The 19438-nt window shown below is 64.2% G+C and carries 24 protein-coding genes; 9 read left to right on the top strand and 15 right to left on the bottom strand.

Features of this window, described 5'->3' with window-relative positions:
* Positions 1 to 10: 10 nt before the first annotated feature.
* The 4 genes from IVA93_RS20750 to IVA93_RS20765 form a co-directional block, all read right to left on the bottom strand.
* The gene (locus IVA93_RS20750; protein WP_247789216.1) at positions 11 to 832 is read right to left on the bottom strand and encodes a tetratricopeptide repeat protein; all 822 of its coding nucleotides are present in this window, start codon (positions 830 to 832) and stop codon (positions 11 to 13) included.
* Positions 833 to 864: 32 nt separating this feature from the next.
* Positions 865 to 1548: a substrate-binding domain-containing protein gene (locus IVA93_RS20755; RefSeq protein ID WP_247368692.1), complete on the bottom strand. Its 684-nt coding sequence runs from the start codon at positions 1546 to 1548 to the stop codon at positions 865 to 867.
* A gap of 18 nt (positions 1549 to 1566) precedes the next feature.
* Positions 1567 to 2268 carry a GrlR family regulatory protein gene (locus IVA93_RS20760; protein ID WP_085352980.1) on the bottom strand — a complete coding sequence of 234 codons (702 nt, stop codon included), beginning with the start codon at positions 2266 to 2268 and terminating at the stop codon, positions 1567 to 1569.
* 194 nt (positions 2269 to 2462) lie between these two features.
* Positions 2463 to 3497, bottom strand: coding sequence for a glutamine synthetase beta-grasp domain-containing protein (locus IVA93_RS20765; protein ID WP_247368695.1), 1035 nt, complete (start codon positions 3495 to 3497; stop codon positions 2463 to 2465).
* Positions 3498 to 4038: 541 nt separating this feature from the next.
* Between IVA93_RS20765 and IVA93_RS20770 the strand changes: the two genes are divergently transcribed.
* From IVA93_RS20770 to IVA93_RS20780, 3 genes are all read left to right on the top strand, one after another.
* Complete coding sequence (locus IVA93_RS20770; protein ID WP_371261365.1) at positions 4039 to 4239, top strand: DUF2735 domain-containing protein; 201 nt, start codon at positions 4039 to 4041, stop codon at positions 4237 to 4239.
* A 168-nt stretch (positions 4240 to 4407) separates the two neighbouring features.
* Positions 4408 to 5151, top strand: a complete 744-nt coding sequence (locus IVA93_RS20775) for a tyrosine-protein phosphatase (protein ID WP_247368698.1) — start codon at positions 4408 to 4410, stop codon at positions 5149 to 5151.
* Positions 5152 to 5191: 40 nt separating this feature from the next.
* Positions 5192 to 5872, top strand: coding sequence for an SDR family oxidoreductase (locus tag IVA93_RS20780; protein ID WP_085353066.1), 681 nt, complete (start codon positions 5192 to 5194; stop codon positions 5870 to 5872).
* Here the strand turns inward: IVA93_RS20780 and IVA93_RS20785 are convergent, their stop codons facing one another.
* Positions 5873 to 6220, bottom strand: a complete 348-nt coding sequence (locus tag IVA93_RS20785) for a GrlR family regulatory protein (RefSeq protein ID WP_018456317.1) — start codon at positions 6218 to 6220, stop codon at positions 5873 to 5875.
* A gap of 143 nt (positions 6221 to 6363) precedes the next feature.
* On the opposite strand from IVA93_RS20785, the gene IVA93_RS20790 reads away from it, so the two are divergent.
* Positions 6364 to 7050, top strand: a complete 687-nt coding sequence (locus tag IVA93_RS20790; protein ID WP_247368700.1) for a DUF2161 domain-containing phosphodiesterase — start codon at positions 6364 to 6366, stop codon at positions 7048 to 7050.
* Between the two features lie 94 nt (positions 7051 to 7144).
* Positions 7145 to 7450, top strand: a complete 306-nt coding sequence (locus tag IVA93_RS20795; protein WP_007591844.1) for a hypothetical protein — start codon at positions 7145 to 7147, stop codon at positions 7448 to 7450.
* An 80-nt stretch (positions 7451 to 7530) separates the two neighbouring features.
* Here IVA93_RS20795 and IVA93_RS20800 read toward each other — a convergent pair whose 3' ends face one another.
* The 7 genes from IVA93_RS20800 to IVA93_RS20830 all read right to left on the bottom strand — a co-directional run bounded on the left by IVA93_RS20800 (position 7531) and on the right by IVA93_RS20830 (position 13973).
* Positions 7531 to 8160 (bottom strand): GNAT family N-acetyltransferase, encoded by a 630-nt coding sequence (locus IVA93_RS20800; RefSeq protein WP_247368702.1) that lies wholly within the window; start codon positions 8158 to 8160, stop codon positions 7531 to 7533.
* 149 nt (positions 8161 to 8309) lie between these two features.
* Positions 8310 to 8711, bottom strand: a complete 402-nt coding sequence (locus tag IVA93_RS20805; RefSeq protein ID WP_085352975.1) for a PaaI family thioesterase — start codon at positions 8709 to 8711, stop codon at positions 8310 to 8312.
* Positions 8712 to 8793: 82 nt separating this feature from the next.
* Complete coding sequence (kynU, locus tag IVA93_RS20810) at positions 8794 to 9996, bottom strand: kynureninase (protein WP_247368703.1); 1203 nt, start codon at positions 9994 to 9996, stop codon at positions 8794 to 8796.
* Positions 9997 to 10004: 8 nt separating this feature from the next.
* Complete coding sequence (gene kynA, locus IVA93_RS20815) at positions 10005 to 10844, bottom strand: tryptophan 2,3-dioxygenase (protein ID WP_247368706.1); 840 nt, start codon at positions 10842 to 10844, stop codon at positions 10005 to 10007.
* 33 nt (positions 10845 to 10877) lie between these two features.
* Positions 10878 to 11687 (bottom strand): hormone-sensitive lipase, encoded by an 810-nt coding sequence (locus tag IVA93_RS20820; RefSeq protein ID WP_247368708.1) that lies wholly within the window; start codon positions 11685 to 11687, stop codon positions 10878 to 10880.
* A gap of 228 nt (positions 11688 to 11915) precedes the next feature.
* Positions 11916 to 13193 carry an ArgE/DapE family deacylase gene (locus IVA93_RS20825; RefSeq protein WP_247453831.1) on the bottom strand — a complete coding sequence of 426 codons (1278 nt, stop codon included), beginning with the start codon at positions 13191 to 13193 and terminating at the stop codon, positions 11916 to 11918.
* A gap of 54 nt (positions 13194 to 13247) precedes the next feature.
* Positions 13248 to 13973 carry a pyridoxamine 5'-phosphate oxidase family protein gene (locus IVA93_RS20830; RefSeq protein WP_247368329.1) on the bottom strand — a complete coding sequence of 242 codons (726 nt, stop codon included), beginning with the start codon at positions 13971 to 13973 and terminating at the stop codon, positions 13248 to 13250.
* 74 nt (positions 13974 to 14047) lie between these two features.
* Between IVA93_RS20830 and pdxR the strand changes: the two genes are divergently transcribed.
* Together pdxR and IVA93_RS20840 are read left to right on the top strand one after the other, a co-directional pair.
* The gene (gene pdxR / locus IVA93_RS20835; protein WP_247368712.1) at positions 14048 to 15520 is read left to right on the top strand and encodes a MocR-like pyridoxine biosynthesis transcription factor PdxR; all 1473 of its coding nucleotides are present in this window, start codon (positions 14048 to 14050) and stop codon (positions 15518 to 15520) included.
* Positions 15521 to 15587: 67 nt separating this feature from the next.
* Entirely contained in the window at positions 15588 to 15836 is a 249-nt protein-coding gene (locus IVA93_RS20840) for a DUF6719 family protein (protein ID WP_247368715.1), read from the top strand.
* A gap of 3 nt (positions 15837 to 15839) precedes the next feature.
* Here the strand turns inward: IVA93_RS20840 and IVA93_RS20845 are convergent, their stop codons facing one another.
* Both IVA93_RS20845 and IVA93_RS20850 read right to left on the bottom strand, forming a co-directional pair.
* The gene (locus IVA93_RS20845; RefSeq protein ID WP_085352965.1) at positions 15840 to 16202 is read right to left on the bottom strand and encodes a hypothetical protein; all 363 of its coding nucleotides are present in this window, start codon (positions 16200 to 16202) and stop codon (positions 15840 to 15842) included.
* A 35-nt stretch (positions 16203 to 16237) separates the two neighbouring features.
* Complete coding sequence (locus tag IVA93_RS20850; RefSeq protein ID WP_167552240.1) at positions 16238 to 16402, bottom strand: hypothetical protein; 165 nt, start codon at positions 16400 to 16402, stop codon at positions 16238 to 16240.
* Positions 16403 to 16818: 416 nt separating this feature from the next.
* On the opposite strand from IVA93_RS20850, the gene IVA93_RS20855 reads away from it, so the two are divergent.
* On the top strand, positions 16819 to 17028 hold the full coding sequence (locus IVA93_RS20855; RefSeq protein WP_204511014.1) for a hypothetical protein: 210 nt from the start codon (positions 16819 to 16821) through the stop codon (positions 17026 to 17028).
* Positions 17029 to 17083: 55 nt separating this feature from the next.
* Here the strand turns inward: IVA93_RS20855 and IVA93_RS20860 are convergent, their stop codons facing one another.
* Positions 17084 to 17632, bottom strand: a complete 549-nt coding sequence (locus IVA93_RS20860) for a CreA family protein (RefSeq protein ID WP_085352963.1) — start codon at positions 17630 to 17632, stop codon at positions 17084 to 17086.
* A 208-nt stretch (positions 17633 to 17840) separates the two neighbouring features.
* Here IVA93_RS20860 and IVA93_RS20865 point away from each other — a divergent pair, with 208 nt between their 5' ends.
* On the top strand, positions 17841 to 19424 hold the full coding sequence (locus tag IVA93_RS20865) for a L,D-transpeptidase family protein (protein WP_085384887.1): 1584 nt from the start codon (positions 17841 to 17843) through the stop codon (positions 19422 to 19424).
* The last annotated feature ends 14 nt before the right edge of the window (positions 19425 to 19438 follow it).

Raw genomic sequence — 19438 nt, forward strand, 5'->3', positions numbered from 1 at the left:
TCATCGGGCTTTAGAAGCACAGCGTGGTGACGAGCTTGCCCTGCTTGTCCTTGATCGCATAGGGACAGCGCAGCCCCTCCAGCGCCTGCTTGGCATCCTCGTCGCCGAGCGCTGCGGCGCGCTCGTAGTAGGATTTCGCGGCGTCCTTGTCCTTTGGCCCGCCGCGGCCCTCCTGCGCGAAGGCGCCCATCCGCTCCAGCGCGCCGGGATGGTTTTGCCCGGCAGCCTTTTCGAACAGCGCGCGCGCCGCGGCGTCGTCCTTCGCCCCGCCCGTGCCTTCGGAGAGCATCATGCCGAGCTGGTACTGCGCCTCCGCGTTGGTCTCGGCGGCCTTGCCCAGCAATGCGCGCGCCTGTGCGGGATCGGCCGGCGCGGCACCGCCGCTGCCGCCGAGCGCGGCGAGATTGCTGATGCCGCGGGGATTGCCGGCCTGCGCCGCCTTCTCGAACAATTTCCGCGCCTGCGCTTCGTCCCTGGCGACGCCGGAGCCGGTACCGTAGGCCACGCCGAGCTCGACCATCGCCGCACTCGATCCCTTGTCGGCAGCTTTGCGCCAGGCTGCCATCGCGTCCGCCGGTTGCCGGTTGGCCGCATAGGCGCGGCCGAGCGCGAACATCGCGCGCCGCGACGACGACGCGGCCTGCTTGCAGAACTTGATGGCGGTCGCAACGTCGGAGGCCGCAATCTCGGTCGCGCCCCTGACGTCGGCCGGCTTGTCGGGATCGCTGGGATCGGCCGCGACCCGGTCGCACAGCACGAGGTCGGCCGATTGCCCATGCGCCGACAACGGCACCGCAAGCGTGAGAAGGATGGCAACGAGGAAAGTCCGCATGGACGCCAGGTTGCGTCGCAGTCTCGGCAAATTCAAGGCTCGAGTCCCGATTGGCGCAGCACGGGGACCACCTCGGGCGATGCCAGATAGCGCAGCAGCCGGTCAGCGGCGTCGGCGTTCTCGGCGTTTGTCATCCGACCGGCGGAGAACACGGCCGGCGTTTGCAGATCGTGCGGGATCGGGCCGACCACCTCGATGCCTTCGACCTGCTTCAGCTCGCTGATCTGCTGCACCGCGAGGTCGGCCTCGCCGCTCACGAGCCGCTCCGCGGTAAAGCCCTGCTCGACGATGGTGGCCTTGGCGTTGATCTCTTCCGCGATCCCCATCTGCGCGATCAACCGGGCGAAATAGACCCCGCTCGCCCCCAGTCGCGAATAGGCCACCGACCGCGCCGCGAGCAGCGTGTTGCGCAGTGCGGATGCCGTGGCGATGTCGGGATGTGCCTGCCCTGCCCGCACCGCGATGCCGACGAAGGAGCGCGCGAGATCGGCAGCGCTCTCGGCGATCACACGGCCCTCGCCGATCATCTCGTCGAGCCCTTCGCGGGTGACGATGACGAGATCGGCGGCCTCGCCGTCGCGCAACCGTTTGAGCAGCGCCAGCGTCGGCGCGAAATCGGCATCGATGTGGACGCCGGTCGCGGTCTCGTACGCGGAGGAGAGGCTGCGCATCGCGCCCATCAGGCCGAGCGTCGAGAGCATGCGAATTGTTTCCATCAGCGATTCCCGTGACGATCAGGCGCGGTGCATCAGCTTGAGCGCGGCGGTCAGGCGCAGGCTGCGCTTGCCGGCGAGCGCCGTTGCCTCCACCACCGCCTCTTCGGCATCATAGGTGCCGGAGAAGCCGATGCCGACCTCGTGGCCGCCGAAGATCGGATCGTCCTTGGCCGGCGTGTGCTCCTGATTGAGGATCTGGCCCTTCCAGCGCCCGTTGGCGGCGGTGTAGCTGCCGAGATAATAGAACGATGCATCGCCGCCGAGGATGCGGCCCTTGTTGAGCAGCATCACGCCGGTGAGACCGCCGTCGACGCCATCGAGCATGCGCAGATGCACCGAGTAGAGCCCGTCGGCGATACCGGCCTCGCCGACACCGCCGGCGATCGGCATCTCGTCTTCGGTGATCGGTGTCATCAACGACTGAAAGGGTACGCCGGGCAGCTCCTTGAGCTCGCCCTTGAAGCGATAGAGATCGCCGTCGGCCCAGCCCTTGGCAAGCAACGTCGCATCGTCCGTGCCCGCCATGGCGCGATAGTTCGGATCGGGGTTGTGGCGGACGGTGTTGATCACGACGTCGACGCCGGCTTCGGTCTTCACGTAGGTGCCGATATGGGCGAAGGCCGAATTGCCGCCGAGCATCTTGCCGTTGCCGGCATGCATCACGCTCCGGCCGACCCGGTCGCCGAGCTGAAATCTCACCTTGTAGAAGCCTTCAAACACCAGCCGTCCCCGGCCCTGCGCGCACCCAGACGCACTCTATCCCGCTTTCGGCGGCGATGGACAAGTTTCCGGCCATGAGGTCCGATGAGTCTCCGCAACGGCTGTCAGCAAAATGAAAAATCCGCCGAAGCCTTTCGGCTTCGGCGGATCGAAGTCCAACCCGGGCCAGCCCCCCAGCCCGGGCCGGGAGGATCTTAGGCGGCGGCCTTCTTGTCGGCCGGCACGGAGGCGATCGTCTTCAGGATCTGCGAAGCGATCTGGTATGGGTCGCCCTGCGAATTCGGACGACGGTCTTCCAGATAGCCCTTGTAACCATTGTTGACGAAGGAGTGCGGCACGCGGATCGAAGCACCGCGATCGGCAATGCCGTAGCTGAACTTGTTCCAGGGCGCGGTCTCGTGCTTGCCGGTCAGACGCTTGTCGTTGTCCGGGCCGTAGACGGCGATGTGGTCCATCAGGTTCTTGTCGAAGGCCGCCATCAGCGCCTCGAAGTACTCCTTGCCGCCGACCGTACGCATGTACTCGGTCGAGAAGTTGGCGTGCATGCCGGAGCCGTTCCAGTCGGTGTCGCCGAGCGGCTTGCAGTGGAACTCGATGTCGATGCCGTACTTCTCGGTCAGGCGCAGCATCAGGTAGCGGGCCATCCACATTTCGTCAGCGGCCTTCTTGGAGCCTTTGCCGAAGATCTGGAATTCCCACTGGCCCTTCGCGACTTCCGCGTTGATGCCTTCATGGTTGATGCCGGCAGCCAGGCAGAGGTCGAGATGCTCTTCGACGATCTTGCGGGCGACGTCGCCGACGTTCGAGAAGCCGACGCCGGTGTAGTACGGACCTTGGGGCGCCGGATACCCCGAGGCCGGGAAGCCGAGCGGACGGCCGTCCTTATAGAAGAAGTATTCCTGCTCGAAACCGAACCAGGCGCCGGAATCGTCAAGGATGGTGGCGCGCTTGTTGGTCGGGTGCGGGGTCTTGCCGTCGGGCATCATGACTTCGCACATCACGAGCACGCCGTTGGTGCGGGCGCCATCCGGGAACACCGCGACCGGCTTCAGCACGCAATCGGAGCTGTGGCCTTCAGCCTGCAGGGTGGAGGAGCCATCGAAGCCCCAGAGCGGAAGCTGCTCGAGCGTCGGGAACGACGCGAATTCCTTGATCTGAGTTTTGCCGCGCAAGTTCGGAGTCGGCGTATATCCGTCGAGCCAGATGTACTCGAGCTTATACTTGGTCATTGAGCCTCTCTGTAGATGATGCGAAAGGTGGGGGCCGCAGGCCCCCGCACGATTGTTTACCCGGCCAACATCGGCCGACCCTTTCCAAGCATTTAACGTGCCAAAAGGCCGCAGCGCGGGAGGTTTTCCACCGCCGCCGGCCCCCTCTTCCCTCCCGGCGGATCGGCCAGTGCGCCGTGCGTCATAGCGGCGCACCTTTGCGTGAAGCTGCATCGCAAAAATCCCGCGGAAATCGCCCGATTTTGAAGCAGGCCGGCCCGGGTCTAAGGTTGCCGGCTAAACGCGCATCAACGTCGGGCAATATTCGCCAAGACTGCGACCGTCGCCCGCAACCTTCGCAACGGCCCACGCGTTAGCCACCCGAGCGCTGCCTTAGAGGAAGCAGAATGCAGTCTGCCTACAAAATAGGCCAAGGGTGATTTCCTTTTCAGCACTTTGCATTTCGGAATGCACGGCCGATATGGGGATTCCAGTAACCACAAGCCAACGAGTCGGGCGCACCATGGAGGCCAGCGCTGCGATCTCGGGAGATACCGCAATGATGAACAATGGACTGAGTCACGGATCTGCACAGATCTACCAATTCCCTGTCGGGGGCCGCTCGGCTCTCGGGGGGCGCCGCAACGGTGAGACCCGCCTTCCCGCCAACCACGCCTCGCTCCCCGTGAACGAGACGATTTGCAGCGGCAGCTGGTACCATCAGGAAGCAGTCGATGAAGCCAAGCCGAAATGGGATCGCTGATGCCTGCGTTCGGTTCAATACCGCCGCGGTCTCTCGATGCCCGGCGTCAGTTCGAAAAAGGGTCGAAACAACGGTGTTTCGGCCCTTTTTGATTCCGGACCTGATTGCGGGATCATATGGTCGCACAGGCGTTCACCGACCGCTTCAGATGCGTGACAAGACACCTCCATGAAAGACTCCCCTACCCGCCATCTCGCCCTGCAAGGCGCCAGCAATTTTCGCGACCTCGGCGGCTATCCGACCGCAGATGGCCGTATCACGCGATGGCGGCAGATCTTCCGCTCCAACCATCTCGGCCAGCTCACTGCTGCCGATATCGAGATCGTCCGCGCGTTGGGCGTGCGCAGCGCCTTCGATTTTCGCGGCGTCGAGGAACGCGCGGCGGGTGTCTGCGTGGTCAACGAGATCGCCGTGCATTCGCTGCCGATCGAGCCGACAGTCGTGGCTGCGCTGCGCGCCGAGCTCGGCAGGGGCAGGTTGACCGCGCCGGTCGCGCTCGAACTCATGCGCGAATCCTATCGCAACTATGTACGCCACAACACGGCCAGTTTCCGCAACCTGTTCGGGCATCTCCTGGAGGACTGCGCGCCGCTCGTGATCCACTGCACCGCCGGCAAGGACCGCACCGGCTTTGCCAGCGCGCTGATCCTGCATGCGCTCGGCGTATCTGATGACGTCATTGCCGAAGATTATCTGCTGACCAACCAGCACTACAAGCGCGACGCATCAAACGTCTCCGATCTTCCCGCCGATGTTCTCGACGCGATCGGCAACGTCGAGGCCTCGTATCTTGCGGCTGCTTTCGAGGCCGTCGGTAGCGAGTATGGCGATCTCGAAACCTACTTGCGCGACGGTCTCGAGCTCGGCACACCGGAGCGGATCGCACTGAAGGCGCGCTATCTGCAATCGTAGGCGGCCGTAAATCTTAAGCGGCCGTGCCGGGAGAACAATGATGCAAGGCAAGGTTCTGATCGTGACCGGCGCACTCGGCGCGCTCGGCAAGGTGGTCGCCGAGACCGCGCTGGCACGCGGCGCGCGCGTGGCCGGCATCGACCATGCGCCATCGCAAATCTCCGCGATGCCTGAGCGCATCGAGATCGGCGGCGTCGATCTGTCCGACGCAGCACAAGCAAAGACGGCGGTCGAGGCAGCGGCGAGACACTTTGGCGGGCTCGACGCGTTGGTCAACATCGCCGGTGGCTTCGCCTTCGAGACCGTCGGCGACGGCGACGTCAAGACATGGCAGCGCATGCATGCGCTCAACGTGCTGACGGCACTCAACGCCTCGCAGGCGGCCCTGCCGCATCTGGCCGCGTCCAAGGCCGGCCGCATCGTCAATATCGGGGCCATGGGCGCGCTTCAGGCCGGCTCCGGCATGGGCCCCTATGCGGCGTCGAAAGCCGGCGTCCACCGGCTCACCGAGGCGCTGGCGAGCGAGTGGAAAGGCAAGGTGACCGTGAACGCGGTGCTGCCCTCGATCATCGACACCAAGGCCAACCGCGCCGACATGCCGAAGGCCGACTTCGCCAAATGGGTGACACCGCAGGAACTCGCCGAAGTCATTCTGTTCCTCGCCAGCGATGCCGCCAGCGGCGTCACCGGCGCGCTGATCCCGGTTGGCGGGCGGGTGTAATCAATCCGGCACCAAGAGCCGGAGATTGCCTCTGAAACGGATGCTCTGCTTGCCGGCGAGCGCGATGCCCTCGCCGTACGCGGTCTCGCCATTGTAAGTGCCACTGAAGCCGATGGTCACGACCTTGCGGCCCCACACCGGGCGCTCGTCGAACGAGGGGGAATGCTCCTCGTTGGTCAGCTCGCCCTTCCACTTGCCGTTGGCCGAGGTGTAGCTGCCGTAGGCGAAGAAGAATGAGTCCCCGCCCCGCATGGTGCCGTCGCGCATCACCATGACGCCTTGGTTGCCGCCCTGGACGGCATCCAGCATTTCGATGCGGATATGATAGAGCCCATTCCTGATGGTCATCTTCGTGAAGCGCCCGATTGTCCCACCCGCAGGATAGCCGGATCATCTGTTCCCGATCAAATGGCGCAGAGCTCTAAGTCCATTCCGGGGCTAAACTGACGCAGACTGATTCTCCGATCGAACGTGACATTCGGAAGCTTCCTTTGGAAACCACGCTCTATCTGCCTGTCAAACGCTTCCTCGAAGAGCTCGGCTTCACGGTCAAGGGCGAGATCGGCGGCTGCGATCTCGTGGGCCTCAGCGCCGGCGATCCTCCGGTGGTGGTGATCGGCGAGCTCAAGCTGACCTTCAATCTCGAGCTGATCCTTCAGGCGGTCGATCGTGCACCGGCCGGCGACGAGGTCTGGATTGCCGCAAAGATGTCAGCGCGCGGCAAGGGACGCGAGACCGACGCACGCTATCGCAATCTCTGTCGCCGCCTCGGCTTCGGCATGCTCGGGGTGACCGACCGCGGTCAGGTCGAGGTGCTGGTGAAGCCGCCGACGGCAGCCCCACGCCGGGAGCCGAAGGTCCGTTCGCGCCTGGTCGCAGAGCATCAGCGCCGCCAGGGCGATCCGGCGCTGGGCGGCAGCACGCGCGCGCCAATCATGACGGCCTATCGGCAGCAGGCACTGGCCTGCGCCTCGGAGCTCGCGGCAGGCCCGCGGCGGGTGAGCGAATTGCGCCGGCGCTGTCCCGATGCCGGCAAGATCATGCTTAACAATGTGTATGGCTGGTTCGAACGCACCGAGCGGGGAATCTACGGGCTGACGGAAGCTGGCCAGGCGGCGCTGAAACGCTGGCCACAACAGCGGGTTGCGGATGTTGCCGGTCTCCCGTCACCACCCTGACACCCAACCGGTGCATAGCTGAGATGCCACACCGATTTCATATTGCAATGCAACATAGACGGCACTAGGTATCCGGCATCGAAACGAGGCCGTTATGAACGCAGACTGGAATACCAAATATGGCACGCGGCGCGTGCGCCACGATCCGCCGACCTTAGACGAGGCGATCTTCGCCGCCGTCGGCATCACCGATGATCAGGAGCAGCAGGCCGAGATCGCCGCAGCCCTGATGGGCATGCCGCTCGATGTCGTCCAGGCCGAGGTCAAGAAACAGGTTCGCACCAACAGCCGCATCACCTCGACCCGCGTGATCGCCGGCGAACAGGGTGCGCAGCGCTCGGTGGTGGTCGAACGCCGTGTCGTGCGCCGCTTCGGCAACGACAAGCGCACCGGCACCTGAGCGCTTAGTTCCCCTATATCCAGTACAAAGCGGACCGGTTTTACCGGTCCGCTTTTTTTGATTCCAGTCGGCTTTTCAGGTCAGGCGGCGCGATTGCCGTAGATGCTGGAGATGATCTTCCAGCAGGTCGAGTTGAAGCTGAGAAGAGCGCGGCCGGCCGTGAATGGCGAGGCCGCGAGATCAGCGAGTTCGTCCTCAGGCGCCTTGGCGAGATCGATCGTGCCGGTCGATTCGCCATGACGGAATTGCAGATGCGCCCCGAACTTCCTGGCGAGCGCGCGCATCGGGTGATTCTCGGCGCCGGTGGTGATGCGCAGGCACTTGTAGCCTTTCCAGCGCGCTTCCGCGATCAGGCGGCTGAACAGCACGGTGCCGACGTTCTGGCGCCGCGCCGAAGCTTCCACGCTGAAGGCGACCTCGGGCAGCGAATCGCCCTCGGGCGGATGCAGCTCGGCCGCACCGCGGACCACGCCATCGACGATATAGGCGACAATAACGGTGCCGTCCTCGGCACAGCGGGCGGCGTAACGCTCGATAAAACCGTCGTCGAGAAAACCGTTGAAGCGGTCGTGCCGGCTTTCGGCATCGAGCCTCAGCAGGTGATCGCGCAAAAGCGGCAATTCTTCCTGCTGGCTCAAGGTCCGCACGTAGCCCTGAACGGACTTCGGGCGGTTGGTTACTTCAAGTCCAAAATCTGCTGCGAGTGACAAGTCAAAACTCCTCTTGGTGTCCCTCGAGGAGGCGTTCGAATCCCTAGGCCTCCAATATTGTGCATCGCAACAAACTTTTCAAGACCGGAACCTGCCCAAGTTTCGGGCACGGGGGCGACTAATTCGTTAATGGAATCAAGCCCCCGTATTCACACGAGGACCAGCTGGGTCTGCGTCACCACGGCAACCAGCTTGCCGTCCTCGGTCTCCAGCCGGGTGGTCCAGACCTGGGTCCGCCGGCCTCTGTGGACTGGGGTGGCGGTCGCGATCACCGTTGTTCCCTCCTTCGCCCCGCCGATGAAATTGGTCTTGCTCTCGAGCGTGGTTGTGCCCTTGGCGTCCTCCGGCAGATTGATCACGGTGGCCGCTGCGCCGACGGAATCTGCCAGCGCCATCACGGCGCCACCGTGGATGGTGTGATGAAGCGTGCAGAGATCAGGCCTGACCGTCATCCGCGCCACCACGCGATCTTTCCCGGCCTCGACGAACTCGACGCCCTTGAGTTCGGCAAACGGCATCTTCATTGCTTTAATTTTCTCGAGCGGCGTCATCGGATCTCCTCCCAAATCATTCTGCTCACAGGGTGAATTGCTCTTCGCGGCAAAGCAATGACGGGGAGACAGCGTTCGTACCTCACGTCACCGCATTCACCACCTGATACTCCGGCCGCCGCCAAATTTCGCCCGCGATCACCTCCTCGATGAACTCGGCTGCCCGCACGATCTCGCCCTCGCCGATATACAGCGGCGTGATGCCAAACCTCATGATGTCAGGCGCGCGGAAATCGCCGATCACGCCACCGGCGATGAGGGCTTGCATCGCGGCATAGCCGCCGTCGAAGGCGAAGGAGACCTGAGAGCCGCGGCGCTCATGCGTGCGCGGCGTAACAAGCTTCAAGGACGGACAGCGGCGTTCGACCTCGGCAATCAGGAGATCGCCGAGGGCCAGCGAGCGGGCCCGGACCTCGGCGATATCGACGCGGTCCCAGATGTCGAGCGAAGCTTCCAATGCCGCCATTGCCAGCACCGGCGGCGTTCCCACGCGCATGCGCTCAACGCCACCTGCGGCCGCATAGGCAAGCTCGAACGCGAACGGCTTTGCGTGTCCCATCCACCCCGACAAAGCGGCGCGCACGCTGTCGGCGTGGCGCGGCGCAACGTAGAGGAAGGCCGGCGCGCCGGGGCCGGCGTTGATGTATTTGTAGGTGCATCCAGCGGCGAAATCCGCGCCGGTGCCTGCAAGGTCAACCGGCAGCGCGCCGGCCGAATGCGCGAGGTCCCAGACCGTGACGATGCCGAGCCCATGCGCTCTTGCAGTCAGCTTCGCCATGTCGTGGCACCGTCCGGTGCGGTAATCGACCTCGGTGATGTAGAGCACCGCGATCTCCTCCGACAACGAAGCCTCGATCTCCTCCGGCGCCACCAGGCGCAATTGATGGCCACGGTCAAGGGTCGCGATCAGGCCTTCGGCCATGTAGAGGTCGGTCGGAAAGTTGCCGGTGTCCGATAGAACGACCTTGCGCGACGCGTTCATGTCGAGCGCGGCGGCGAGCGCCTGATAGACCTTGAGCGACAGCGTATCTCCGACCATGACGGAGCCGGCTTCCGCACCGATCAGGCGCGCGATGCGATCGCCGACATGGCGCGGCTGGGCATACCAGCCAGCCGTATTCCAGGCGCGGATCAAGTCATCGCCCCACTCGGCGGTGATGACGCGGCTGACGCGCTCGGCAACGCCAAGCGGCAACGCGCCGAGCGAATTGCCGTCGAGATAGATCACACCGTCCGGCATATGGAACAGCGCTTTGGTGTCGTCGTAGACGCGAAGCTTGGTCATGGAATTCTCTACAGGATCGTGCGCACGCGCCAGAGTTCCGGAAACAGCTCGACCTCCAGCATGCGCTTGAGGTAGCTGACGCCGCCGGTGCCACCGGTGCCGCGCTTGAAGCCGATGACGCGCTCGACCGTCGTCACATGGTTGAAGCGCCAGCGCCGGAAATAGTCCTCGAAATCGACCAGCTTCTCGGCGAGCTCGTAGAGCATCCAGTGCGTTTCCGGCGCCTCGTAGACGATACGCCAAGCCTGCAGCACACCTTCATTGAAGCTATGAGTCTCGCGAACATCGCGCGCCAGCACGGCCGCAGGCATCTTGAGCCCGTTGCGGTCGGCGAGCCGCAGCACCTCGTCATAGAGGCTTGGCGTTGCGAGCTCGGCTTCGAGCAGCTGCGTTGTTTCCAGATCGTGCGCGTGCGGCTTGAGCATGGCGTGGTTGCGGTTGCCGAGCAGGAATTCGATCTGCCGGTATTGCCGCGACTGGAAGCCTGAGGACTGGCCAAGCTGCGAGCGGAAGCGCGTATACTCGCTGGGCGTCATGGTGCGCAGCACGTCCCAGGCGCCGTTGAGCTGCTCGAAGATGCGCGACATCCGTGCCAGCATCTTCATTGCAGGCTGCACCTCATCCTTCGCGATCGAACGGCGTGCGGAGCTGAGCTCGTGGATGGCGAGCCGCATCCACAGCTCGGTGGTCTGATGCTGGATGATGAACAGCATCTCGTCATGGGCTTCCGACAGGGGATGCTGCGCGCCGAGGATCGCGTCCAGCGCCAGATAGTGTCCATAGGACATGCGCCGGGCGAAATCGGTCTCAGCGCCTTCGCTTGCGGGATCGTATTGGCTGGACGTCATGGCAGGCCCTTTCGATCGATCTTCAAGGCCTCGTCAGTCGAGGCCGATCAGGCGCGCGGTGATGGGCGACGACGGGTCCTTGAGGGCGTCGATCACGGTGAAATGGTTCAGCCCGGGATCGACGACAAGACGCGTCGGCACATCGAAACCAGTCCAGACATTGGCCATCAGATCGGACTGGCGGATGAATTCGGGCCGCTCGTTGCCACCGACCCAGGCGGTCACCGGCGAAGGCCCGCGCGGCAGATGCAGCGCCGCGCTTTCCAGCGTCGCCTCCTCCATCGTCATGCGCAGGGTGTCGTTCATCCTGGTCTTGAGCAGCGGACGCAGATCATGCAGGCCGCTGATGGACAGCGTGCCGGCGACGCGGTTGTAGACGGCGGGCTCCAGCCGGCTGTCGTCGCACAGCATACGCGTAACGAGATGCCCGCCGGCGGAATGGCCGGCGAGCCGGATCGGGCCCGCGACCAGCGAGGCCGCCTTGGCAATCGCTGTGGTGATTTCCGCCGTAATGTCGGAGATGCGCGCGGCCGGCGTCAGCGTGTAGCTTGGCAGTGCCACCGTCCAGCCGTGATGGCGCGCGCCTTCGGCGAGATCAGTCCATGTCGACTTGTCGAAGCGCATCCAGTAGCCGCCGTGGACGAACACGACGAGGCCCTTGCTGTCGCCGTCGGGCAAGATCAGATCGAGGCGCTGGCGCTCACCGGGGCCATAGGCGATGTCAGCGCGAAACTCCTTCAGCCCGGCGCGATAAGCCGCCGCCCGCTCCGCCCACAGCGCCGGTATCTTGTCCGAGCCCGGGATATGGGCCGAATTGGCGTAGGCGTCATCCCAATCGCGCATCGTGCTTCCTCGACGGACTCAAGGCCTTGTGGACCAGGCGCCAGTCTGCCACCAGCGCGGGCGGCATCCTAGTCTTTCTTTAAGCTTAAAGGATTTGGGCGCCGGGGGATTGGGCAGCCGGAAGATGGTTCGTTCCCCAGGGCGCAGCGCAGCGTGAAACGATGCGCTGCTGAACCGCGGTCCAAATGTGCGGTGACGTGGGTCCTGGCTCTGTCCGGGACACGAGGGCTACCCCTGCTCCACCCCGCACCAATCCGCGATGAACAGCGCCATTGCCTTGGTCGTCTTTTTCAGCGAGTCCAGATCGACATATTCATTGAAGCCGTGCATCTCGCCGCCACTCGCGCCGAAGCACAGGCTCGGGATGCCGTGATTGAGGCCGTAGAAGCGGGTGTCGGTAAGCGCGGTGAAGACGAGGTCTTCGATTTGGCCGCCATAGACGGTGCTGAAGGCCTTGCCGAACGCCGCCTCAGGCGCGGTGGCATTGGTCAGCTCATAGCCTTCCGACAAAAAGCCCGACCATTCGATCTTCGGCGGATTGTTGGCGAGGAAGCGGTGGTTGCGTGCGGCGGCGGCGACACGCGCAAGAATCTCCTTCTGGTGATCGGCGATCGACCAGCCCGGCAACACGGCAATCCGGCAATCGACGTCGCACCAGGCCGGCACGCTGGAGGCCCAGTCGCCGCCCTTGATGATGCCGGGGTTGAAGTTGATGGGATGGTTCAGCGTCTTGAAGTGACGATCGGCTTTCGCGCGCTCGTTCCACTCGATCTCGAGTTTTTGCAGCGCCTGGATCAAATGATAGGCCGCCATGATTGCATTCGCGCCGGAGCCGGCGAAGGCGACATGGGTCGGATGGCCCTTCACGCGCAGGCGGAACCAGATCACGCCCACCTGCGAGCGCACCATCTTGCCGCCGGTCGGCTCAGGAATGAAGCAGGCATCCGCACGATAGCCTCGTTGAAGCGTCGAGAGCGCCCCGACGCCGGTGCTCTCCTCCTCGATCACAGACTGGAAGTGAATCCGCGCCGTCGGCCTCAGGCCGGCGGCCCTGATCGCATCGAGCGCGGAGAGCGCTGCGATGGTGCCCGACTTCATGTCGCAGGCACCGCGACCGAACATCTTGCCGTCCTTGATGACGGGCGAGAACGGCGGGGTGTCCCACAATTCCAGCGGCCCCGCGGGCACCACGTCGCAATGGCCCTGGAGGATCAGCGATTTGCCCGCCTCGGTTTTGGGCCGGTACGTGCCGACCACAGTGCGGGCCTTCGAAAAATCGTGCTCGATGGGCCCGAAGCCGCGCAGATCCTTGAGGTCGTCGACATTGATGTGCCAGTCGTCGACCTCGTATCCGCGCGCGCGCAGGAGGTCGCCGATCATGTCCTGGCATGGCCCCTCCGCACCGCGCGTCGAGGGGATCGCGACGAAATCGCGTGTGGTCGCGAGCTGGGCTTCGAAGCCGGCATCGACGGCGTCAAGAATCCTCTGCTGCGTTTCGGCATTCATCCGGCAACTCCAATCGGGCATTGAGATCATCGATGGAGCGCAAGCTAACCGATTTCAGCCGTTCCGGTACTCTGCAAAATAGGCATCCCGCAATGCATCTTCGAGCAGCCGGCCCTCCGAATAGCCATTCAGTGTCGCCGGCCGGCGCACGCCGTCGAGCAGCCGCGGGCAAGGCTCCGGCGCGCCGAGCACCGTGCGCACCGGGATGCGCTCGGCATAGATCGGCAATTCATAGTCCTCGTCGTCGTCGGCGACACCCTTGGCCCGGATTTTCGCGGAGGCCTCCTCGATCTCCATCGCGATAAAGGAGGTCGCCTTGATCTCCTGGGTGTTGCTCGCCCGCAGGCTCGCGGTGCGATCGGGGAAGAAGCGGTCGACCATCGCGATGACCGCGCGCTCTTTCTCGTCGGGATCGGTGACGAGATAGGCGGTGCCGAATGCCATCACGGCGCGGTAGTCGGCCGAGTGATTGAATCCGCAGCGCGCCAGCACCAGGCTGTCGAGATGGGCGACCGTCAGGCACACACGCTCGCCCCTGGTCTGGTTGCGCAGCATGCGGCTGGCGCTTGAGCCGTGCCAGTACAGCTTCGTCCCTTCGCGCCAGAAGAAGGTCGGCGTGCAATAGGGCTGGCCGTCGATCGCGTAGGAGACGTGGCAGAGCATCGAGGAATCCAGGATGCGATGAACGGTGTCGTGATCGTAGAAGCCGCGGTCATGACGGCGCTTCACCTGGTTGCGCGTGGATATCGGATAGGAATTCTGGTTCTCGGTCTGGCTCACGGCCGCTCCTGTCGGATTTGAACAATGCCAGAACAGTTGTAGGCGCGGATTTGGTCTGCGATAGTGCCAATTCCATGCGAAAAATTCCGACCAATTCCGTCCCGTCGCCCGCCAAGGCCGAGCTGCCGCTCGACCTCGCAGGCCCGCACATCACGGCTGGCGCCTCGTCGGCGCACCGGCTGTATCAGGCACTGTGCGAGATGATCGTCGGAGGTCTGGTGAAACCCGGCGAGCCGCTGCCGCCGTCGCGCACGCTGGCCAAACAGACCGGCTTTCGGCGCAATGCCGTCGTCACCGCCTATGAGCGGCTGATCGCCGACGGCTTTGCCGACGCAACCGTCGGCTCCGGCACCTTCGTGGCCGCGCGCATCCCCGCGCGCGCGGCCGAGCCGAAGCGGCCCAAGATCAGCGTCGAAACGCCGGGGCAAGGCGCGTTTTCACTCGGCTGCACCCATATCGACGCGCGTGCCGTGCAGCATTTCCGGGCCTTTGTCGGCCGTCGCATGCGCGCCTTCGGCGCGGAGCATCTGCACTATGGCGATCCCCGTGGCAGCCGCGAACTGCGTGCGGCGATCGCCGATCATCTGTTGTCGGCGCGGGGCCTGCGCTGCGATCCCGATCAGATCATGCTGACGTCAGGCACGCTGCACGCGCTGCGCATCGTGCTGAGCGCAATCCTGAAGCCCAACGACCAGGTCTGGTGCGAGGACCCGGGTTACCCCGCCGCGCGCAAGACTATCGCGCATTGCGGCTATCGTGCCGTCTCCGTTCCCGTCGACGCGCACGGCATGCGGGTCGCCAAAGGCCGCGCAGCGGCGCCGTCCGCGCGCGCAGCCTATGTGACGCCGTCGCACCAGTTTCCGCTGGGTGTGCAGATGTCGATGCCGCGGCGGCTCGAGCTGCTGGACTGGGCCAGGCAGGCCGGCGCCTTCGTGCTGGAAGACGATTACGACAGCGAATTCCGTTACGACGGCGCGCCGCTGATGTCGCTGGCCGGCATCGATCATCTCCAGCGCGTGATTTACATGGGTACGTTCGCCAAGACGTTGTTTCCGGGCCTGCGCATCGGCTATTGCGCCCTGCCCGAGCGCTTGATTGCGGATGTGACCGCGGCGCGGGCTGCGCTCGACCGCTTTCCCGGCACGCTGATGGAGGGTGCGGTGGCCGACATGCTCAATTCCGGCGCGTTCGCGGCGAACCTGAAGCGCGTGCGCAAGCTTTACCGCGAGGCGCGCGACGCGCTGGCCGGGAGGCTCGAAGCCGCATCCGATGGCGTGCTGTCGGTGCCGGTCCCATCACAGGGTCTGCATCTAGTCGCCCGGTTCGATCCCTCGGTCGATCCGCTCGTGGCGGCGAAAGCCAAGCAGGCCGCGGGCGCCGAAGGCTGGCTGTTGGCCGACACCTATTCACGCGCGCGCCCACAGCCCGGTTTCGTGCTGGGATTTTCCGGCCACGCGGTTTCGAAGCTCGTGGCCTCCGCCGAACGACTCGCGCGGGAATCGCGAGTGGCCTTGCGAGCGAGGCGCACGCCGGCCCGGCGGGCATGATGAACGTTCACTATGAGAATCGGCTGCCGCTCCCTACATTGCGGCATCGATGCCGGGAGCTCACACCATGCCGCTACGCCGCGCGACTTGCCTCTCGCTCCTGATCTTCATCGCACTCGCCGCGACCGCGCGCGCAGGCACGGTCGGACGCGAGCAGGACATCGTCGATCTCAAGCTCGGCCAGCGCGTGCAAGTGGACGACGGAACCTGCCCCGCCGGACAGGTCAAGGAAGTGCGCGGCGCCAAGATGACCGACAAGGGCGTCGCACGGACGAGCACCTGCGTGTCGCGGTTTGGTCCGAAATCAAAGCGATGAGCGCTACTTCGCCGGATCGAACATACATTGCAGGGTCGGCTTGGCGATCTTGGTGAAGGTCGGGCCGATTTCGGTCTGCTTTGCGGCCGGCACCCAGTCGGTCTCGATCGTCGGCACCCCGGTCTCGCTGATGCCGCGCAGCAGGGCCTCGCGAAGATCGCGATCCTCGACGACGGCGGCAGCATGATCGTGCAGGCAGCCGCAGACCTCTTCCGGATGCTCCCATCGCCCGAGCATGCGCGGCGCGCATTGCCTCACGAACTCGGTACGGGGATCGGGTAATCTCGAGGGAGAGCGCACTTGCGCCTGAACGGCACTGATCGTCAGAAGGGATATGAACGCCGCGGCGCAGGAACGAGCAAGCATGATGGCCTTTATTGGCTGATTTTTCTTGTTGGCGATCAGAAGCGCGCGGCAACCACGATCGGCTGCGGTGCCGGGGTCATGATCGGCGAGCCGCTGTACTGGAAAGTACCGATACCCGGGACATTGCCGTCCGGCGAGCCTGCGAACGAGGAGCCGGCGAGCACGAAACCGAAAGCAAGGATGAGGCTGAGCGTGCGCATGAAGTTCTCTCCGAATTCGGTGGCCGGCGTGCGTCGTCGTCGTTGTGAGATTGATAACCATGGGCGGTTTCGCGCGTGATGCGCCAAAGCCGGAAAATGGTTTCGTCTCCGTGAGAATTGTTTCGTCCCGCTCGAGGCGACGACATATTCCATGAAAATCTCAATCTTTTCAGATGGGTCGTGCGGTCACCCAATGTAGCCTGGCAGGTTCCGGCGAGCTCGGATGCGCCGCGGAACGCCGGCGCCGTCATGATCCCGCCTCACACCCTTCACATGCGTTTTACGTTTTTCTGCTGAAGAGAAGCCGAACGAAGGCTGGGTCCTGTCGAACCGGGGGCGCTTCGACTGCGACCCAAGCTATCGAGACCGAGGACGCCCGAGCATCGCCGAGCGCGTTCATGTGAGGAACAGCCATCATGACCGCGCAGAATCGCGCAACGACGCGCGATGCGGACCAACGAACGGACCGCCGGGAGCAACGACCTGTTCACAGCAGTGCCCATTCGCCTGGCGAAATGGCGCTGCAATCGAGCCGGGGCTTTGAGGCCACGCCGCAGTCATTCGTGCGGCTGACCGGCTCGCATCTTGCAAAACCGCGCGCCATCCGCGCTGACATCATCGAGTGAACGCAAACCCCTCACTGAGTGCACGCGAGAGCGTCACTGAGTGAACGCAAGAGCGTCACTGAGTGAAGAACTCTCCGCACTTCTGGACGTTGGCGTCCGCCGGTCCCCACGGCATGACCGGCACGGTCGAGGTCGAGTTCTTCGGCGAACCCTCGATCAGCCTGTCCGAATAGACCATGTAGACCAGCACGTTGCGCTTCGCGTCACAGCCGCGCACGATCTGCATCTTCTTGAAGAACAGCGAGCGGCGCTGGCGGAACATGTCGTCGCCCTGCTCCATCTTGTTCTTGAACTTGATCGGGCCGACCTGACGGCAGGCGAGCGAAATGTCCGAGACTTCCTCGGCAAGGCCCAGCCAGCCCTTGAAGCCGCCCTTCTCCGGCACCGTAAAATGACAGGCCACGCCCTCGACTTCAGGATCGTCGAGGCCGTAGGTCGCAAGCTTGTCGTTCGGGCTCATCCATTTGAACACGGTCGAGCGGCGAAAGATCAGATCCGGCTCGTCGGCGGCGAAGGCGGACGCTGCCGGCACGGTCAACGCCATGAGGAATAAAGCGAGGCCTTTCAAGCGGATGCTGGAAAGACTGGGGAAACGAGATGACATGAACCTCTCCGGTAACAACTTCCAGCAATGTAGGGATGAGGCGACCGATCAGGAAGACGACCGGCAAGCCGACACGGCCGCCGTTTACCGCTCCGTGAGGCTTTTTTGCTACGCTTTGGACAAATGTAGCTGATGGCAGAACCGCCATGCTGGTGAACGCGTATCCCCTCTGAGAGACTAACATCTGATTTGGATTATGGATTCGAGGATGAACAGCGTGAACGGGGCCGGTTTTTCTGCCAAGCCGACGCGGCTTTGGCAGGTCGCCATTTTGGCGGCGGCGGGTGCGATCGGCACGGCAAGCCAGGCGGACGCAGCGTTTTATTACTGGACGGACTATTCCGACGGGTCCTACGGGCGCCAGGAGCGCCATCTCGACGTCCCGCGCCAGAAACCGCAGAAGCGCGGTGCGGTCGGCAAAAAAGACCTTGTTGCCGAAAAAGAAGCCGGCACCAAACCGCAAGGTCCTCTCGTCATCGTCGTCTCGATCGACCGGCAGAAGGTCACGGTCTACGACAGCAAAGGCGTGTTCGCGGAATCCCCGGTTTCGACGGGCATGAAGGGCCATTCGACGCCGATGGGTGTGTTCAGCGTCATCCAGAAGCACAAATTCCACCACTCCAACATCTATAGCGGCGCGCCGATGCCGTACATGCAGCGGATCACCTGGTCGGGCGTTGCCATGCATGCCGGCGTGCTGCCGGGCTATCCGGCCTCGCACGGCTGCATCCGCATGCCGATGGCGTTCGCGGTGAAGATGTGGAACTGGACCAGGATGGGCGCGCGCGTGATCGTTTCGCCCGGTCAGATGTCGCCGCAGAAGTTCTCACATCCGCTGCTTGCCTCGCTGCGCGTGCCACCGCAACCCGCGGCCAGCCTCGAGCCGCAGACCAATGCCGGCGACAAGGCCGACAAGGGCACGGCCAATACCGCGGCCACCGAAGCAAAGCCGGTTGAAACGAAAACCGCCAGCGCCGACGGCGTGCCCGAGCTGCGCTCGTCGGTCGGCCACACCGTGATGTCGGACGTGACCACCGGATATGCCCCAGCCCGCGAGGAGGCCCCGGCATCGGCCGACAACACCGAGACAACGGCAAAGCCCGAGACCAAGCCCGCTGAGGCGGCGGACGCGGCCAAGCCAGAGGCCGGAGACGCCGCGCAGCCCGCGAACACTGAAGCGAAGCCTGTCGACGCCGCGGAGACGCCGAAGTCCGAACTCGCGAAGACATCCGATGCACCGGCCGCGGCGCCAGCGCAGGCGGCCACGACCGACGTCAAGAAGGACGAAACCCGCGTTGCCGATCCGGCGCCCGTGGCAAAACCTGAAGCGCCCAAGCGAGCGGGCCAGATCGCGGTCTTCATCAGCCGCAAGGATTCCAAGCTCTACGTGCGGCAGAACTTTGCGCCGCTGTTCGAGGTGCCTGTCACAATCGCCGCGAGTGATCGGCCGCTCGGCACGCATGTCTTTACCGCCGAAATCGACAAGGCCGATTCCAATGCGCTGCATTGGTCGGTGGTGTCCTTGCCAGTGTCGGTCCGTTCTGCCGCGCGCGAAGATGACGGCCGCGTGACAGGCCGCCAACGTGGCGCGGCGGTGATTCCCGTCGCCGTAAAGCCTGTGGTCCCGCCGGACAGTCCAGCCGAGGCCCTGGACCGCGTCTCGATCCCGGCCGACACGATCGCGAGGATCAACGAAATGCTGACATCGGGCGGCTCGATCATCGTCTCCGACCAGGGCATCAACCAGGGCGAGACTGGCGAAGGCACCGATTTCATCGTCCGCCTGTACTAACGCGCCTCATCGCG

Source organism: Bradyrhizobium sp. 155 (assembly GCF_023101105.1).
Classification (GTDB): Bacteria; Pseudomonadota; Alphaproteobacteria; order Rhizobiales; family Xanthobacteraceae; genus Bradyrhizobium; species Bradyrhizobium canariense_D.

What these genes read in the sequence shown, in the direction of transcription:
- IVA93_RS20865 (WP_085384887.1), top strand. Translation starts at nt 17,841, where the DNA reads ATGAACAGCGTGAACGGGGCCGGTTTTTCTGCCAAGCCGACGCGGCTT.
- IVA93_RS20855 (WP_204511014.1), top strand. Translation starts at nt 16,819, where the DNA reads ATGACCGCGCAGAATCGCGCAACGACGCGCGATGCGGACCAACGAACG.
- IVA93_RS20795 (WP_007591844.1), top strand. Translation starts at nt 7,145, where the DNA reads ATGAACGCAGACTGGAATACCAAATATGGCACGCGGCGCGTGCGCCAC.
- IVA93_RS20770 (WP_371261365.1), top strand. Translation starts at nt 4,039, where the DNA reads ATGAACAATGGACTGAGTCACGGATCTGCACAGATCTACCAATTCCCT.
- kynU (WP_247368703.1), bottom strand. Translation starts at nt 9,996, where the DNA reads ATGACCAAGCTTCGCGTCTACGACGACACCAAAGCGCTGTTCCATATG.
- kynA (WP_247368706.1), bottom strand. Translation starts at nt 10,844, where the DNA reads ATGACGTCCAGCCAATACGATCCCGCAAGCGAAGGCGCTGAGACCGAT.
- IVA93_RS20820 (WP_247368708.1), bottom strand. Translation starts at nt 11,687, where the DNA reads ATGCGCGATTGGGATGACGCCTACGCCAATTCGGCCCATATCCCGGGC.
- IVA93_RS20785 (WP_018456317.1), bottom strand. Translation starts at nt 6,220, where the DNA reads ATGACCATCAGGAATGGGCTCTATCATATCCGCATCGAAATGCTGGAT.
- IVA93_RS20850 (WP_167552240.1), bottom strand. Translation starts at nt 16,402, where the DNA reads ATGCGCACGCTCAGCCTCATCCTTGCTTTCGGTTTCGTGCTCGCCGGC.
- IVA93_RS20750 (WP_247789216.1), bottom strand. Translation starts at nt 832, where the DNA reads ATGCGGACTTTCCTCGTTGCCATCCTTCTCACGCTTGCGGTGCCGTTG.
- IVA93_RS20765 (WP_247368695.1), bottom strand. Translation starts at nt 3,497, where the DNA reads ATGACCAAGTATAAGCTCGAGTACATCTGGCTCGACGGATATACGCCG.
- pdxR (WP_247368712.1), top strand. Translation starts at nt 14,048, where the DNA reads ATGCGAAAAATTCCGACCAATTCCGTCCCGTCGCCCGCCAAGGCCGAG.
- IVA93_RS20805 (WP_085352975.1), bottom strand. Translation starts at nt 8,711, where the DNA reads ATGACGCCGCTCGAGAAAATTAAAGCAATGAAGATGCCGTTTGCCGAA.
- IVA93_RS20755 (WP_247368692.1), bottom strand. Translation starts at nt 1,548, where the DNA reads ATGGAAACAATTCGCATGCTCTCGACGCTCGGCCTGATGGGCGCGATG.
- IVA93_RS20775 (WP_247368698.1), top strand. Translation starts at nt 4,408, where the DNA reads ATGAAAGACTCCCCTACCCGCCATCTCGCCCTGCAAGGCGCCAGCAAT.
- IVA93_RS20845 (WP_085352965.1), bottom strand. Translation starts at nt 16,202, where the DNA reads ATGCTTGCTCGTTCCTGCGCCGCGGCGTTCATATCCCTTCTGACGATC.
- IVA93_RS20860 (WP_085352963.1), bottom strand. Translation starts at nt 17,632, where the DNA reads ATGTCATCTCGTTTCCCCAGTCTTTCCAGCATCCGCTTGAAAGGCCTC.
- IVA93_RS20780 (WP_085353066.1), top strand. Translation starts at nt 5,192, where the DNA reads ATGCAAGGCAAGGTTCTGATCGTGACCGGCGCACTCGGCGCGCTCGGC.
- IVA93_RS20840 (WP_247368715.1), top strand. Translation starts at nt 15,588, where the DNA reads ATGCCGCTACGCCGCGCGACTTGCCTCTCGCTCCTGATCTTCATCGCA.
- IVA93_RS20825 (WP_247453831.1), bottom strand. Translation starts at nt 13,193, where the DNA reads ATGAATGCCGAAACGCAGCAGAGGATTCTTGACGCCGTCGATGCCGGC.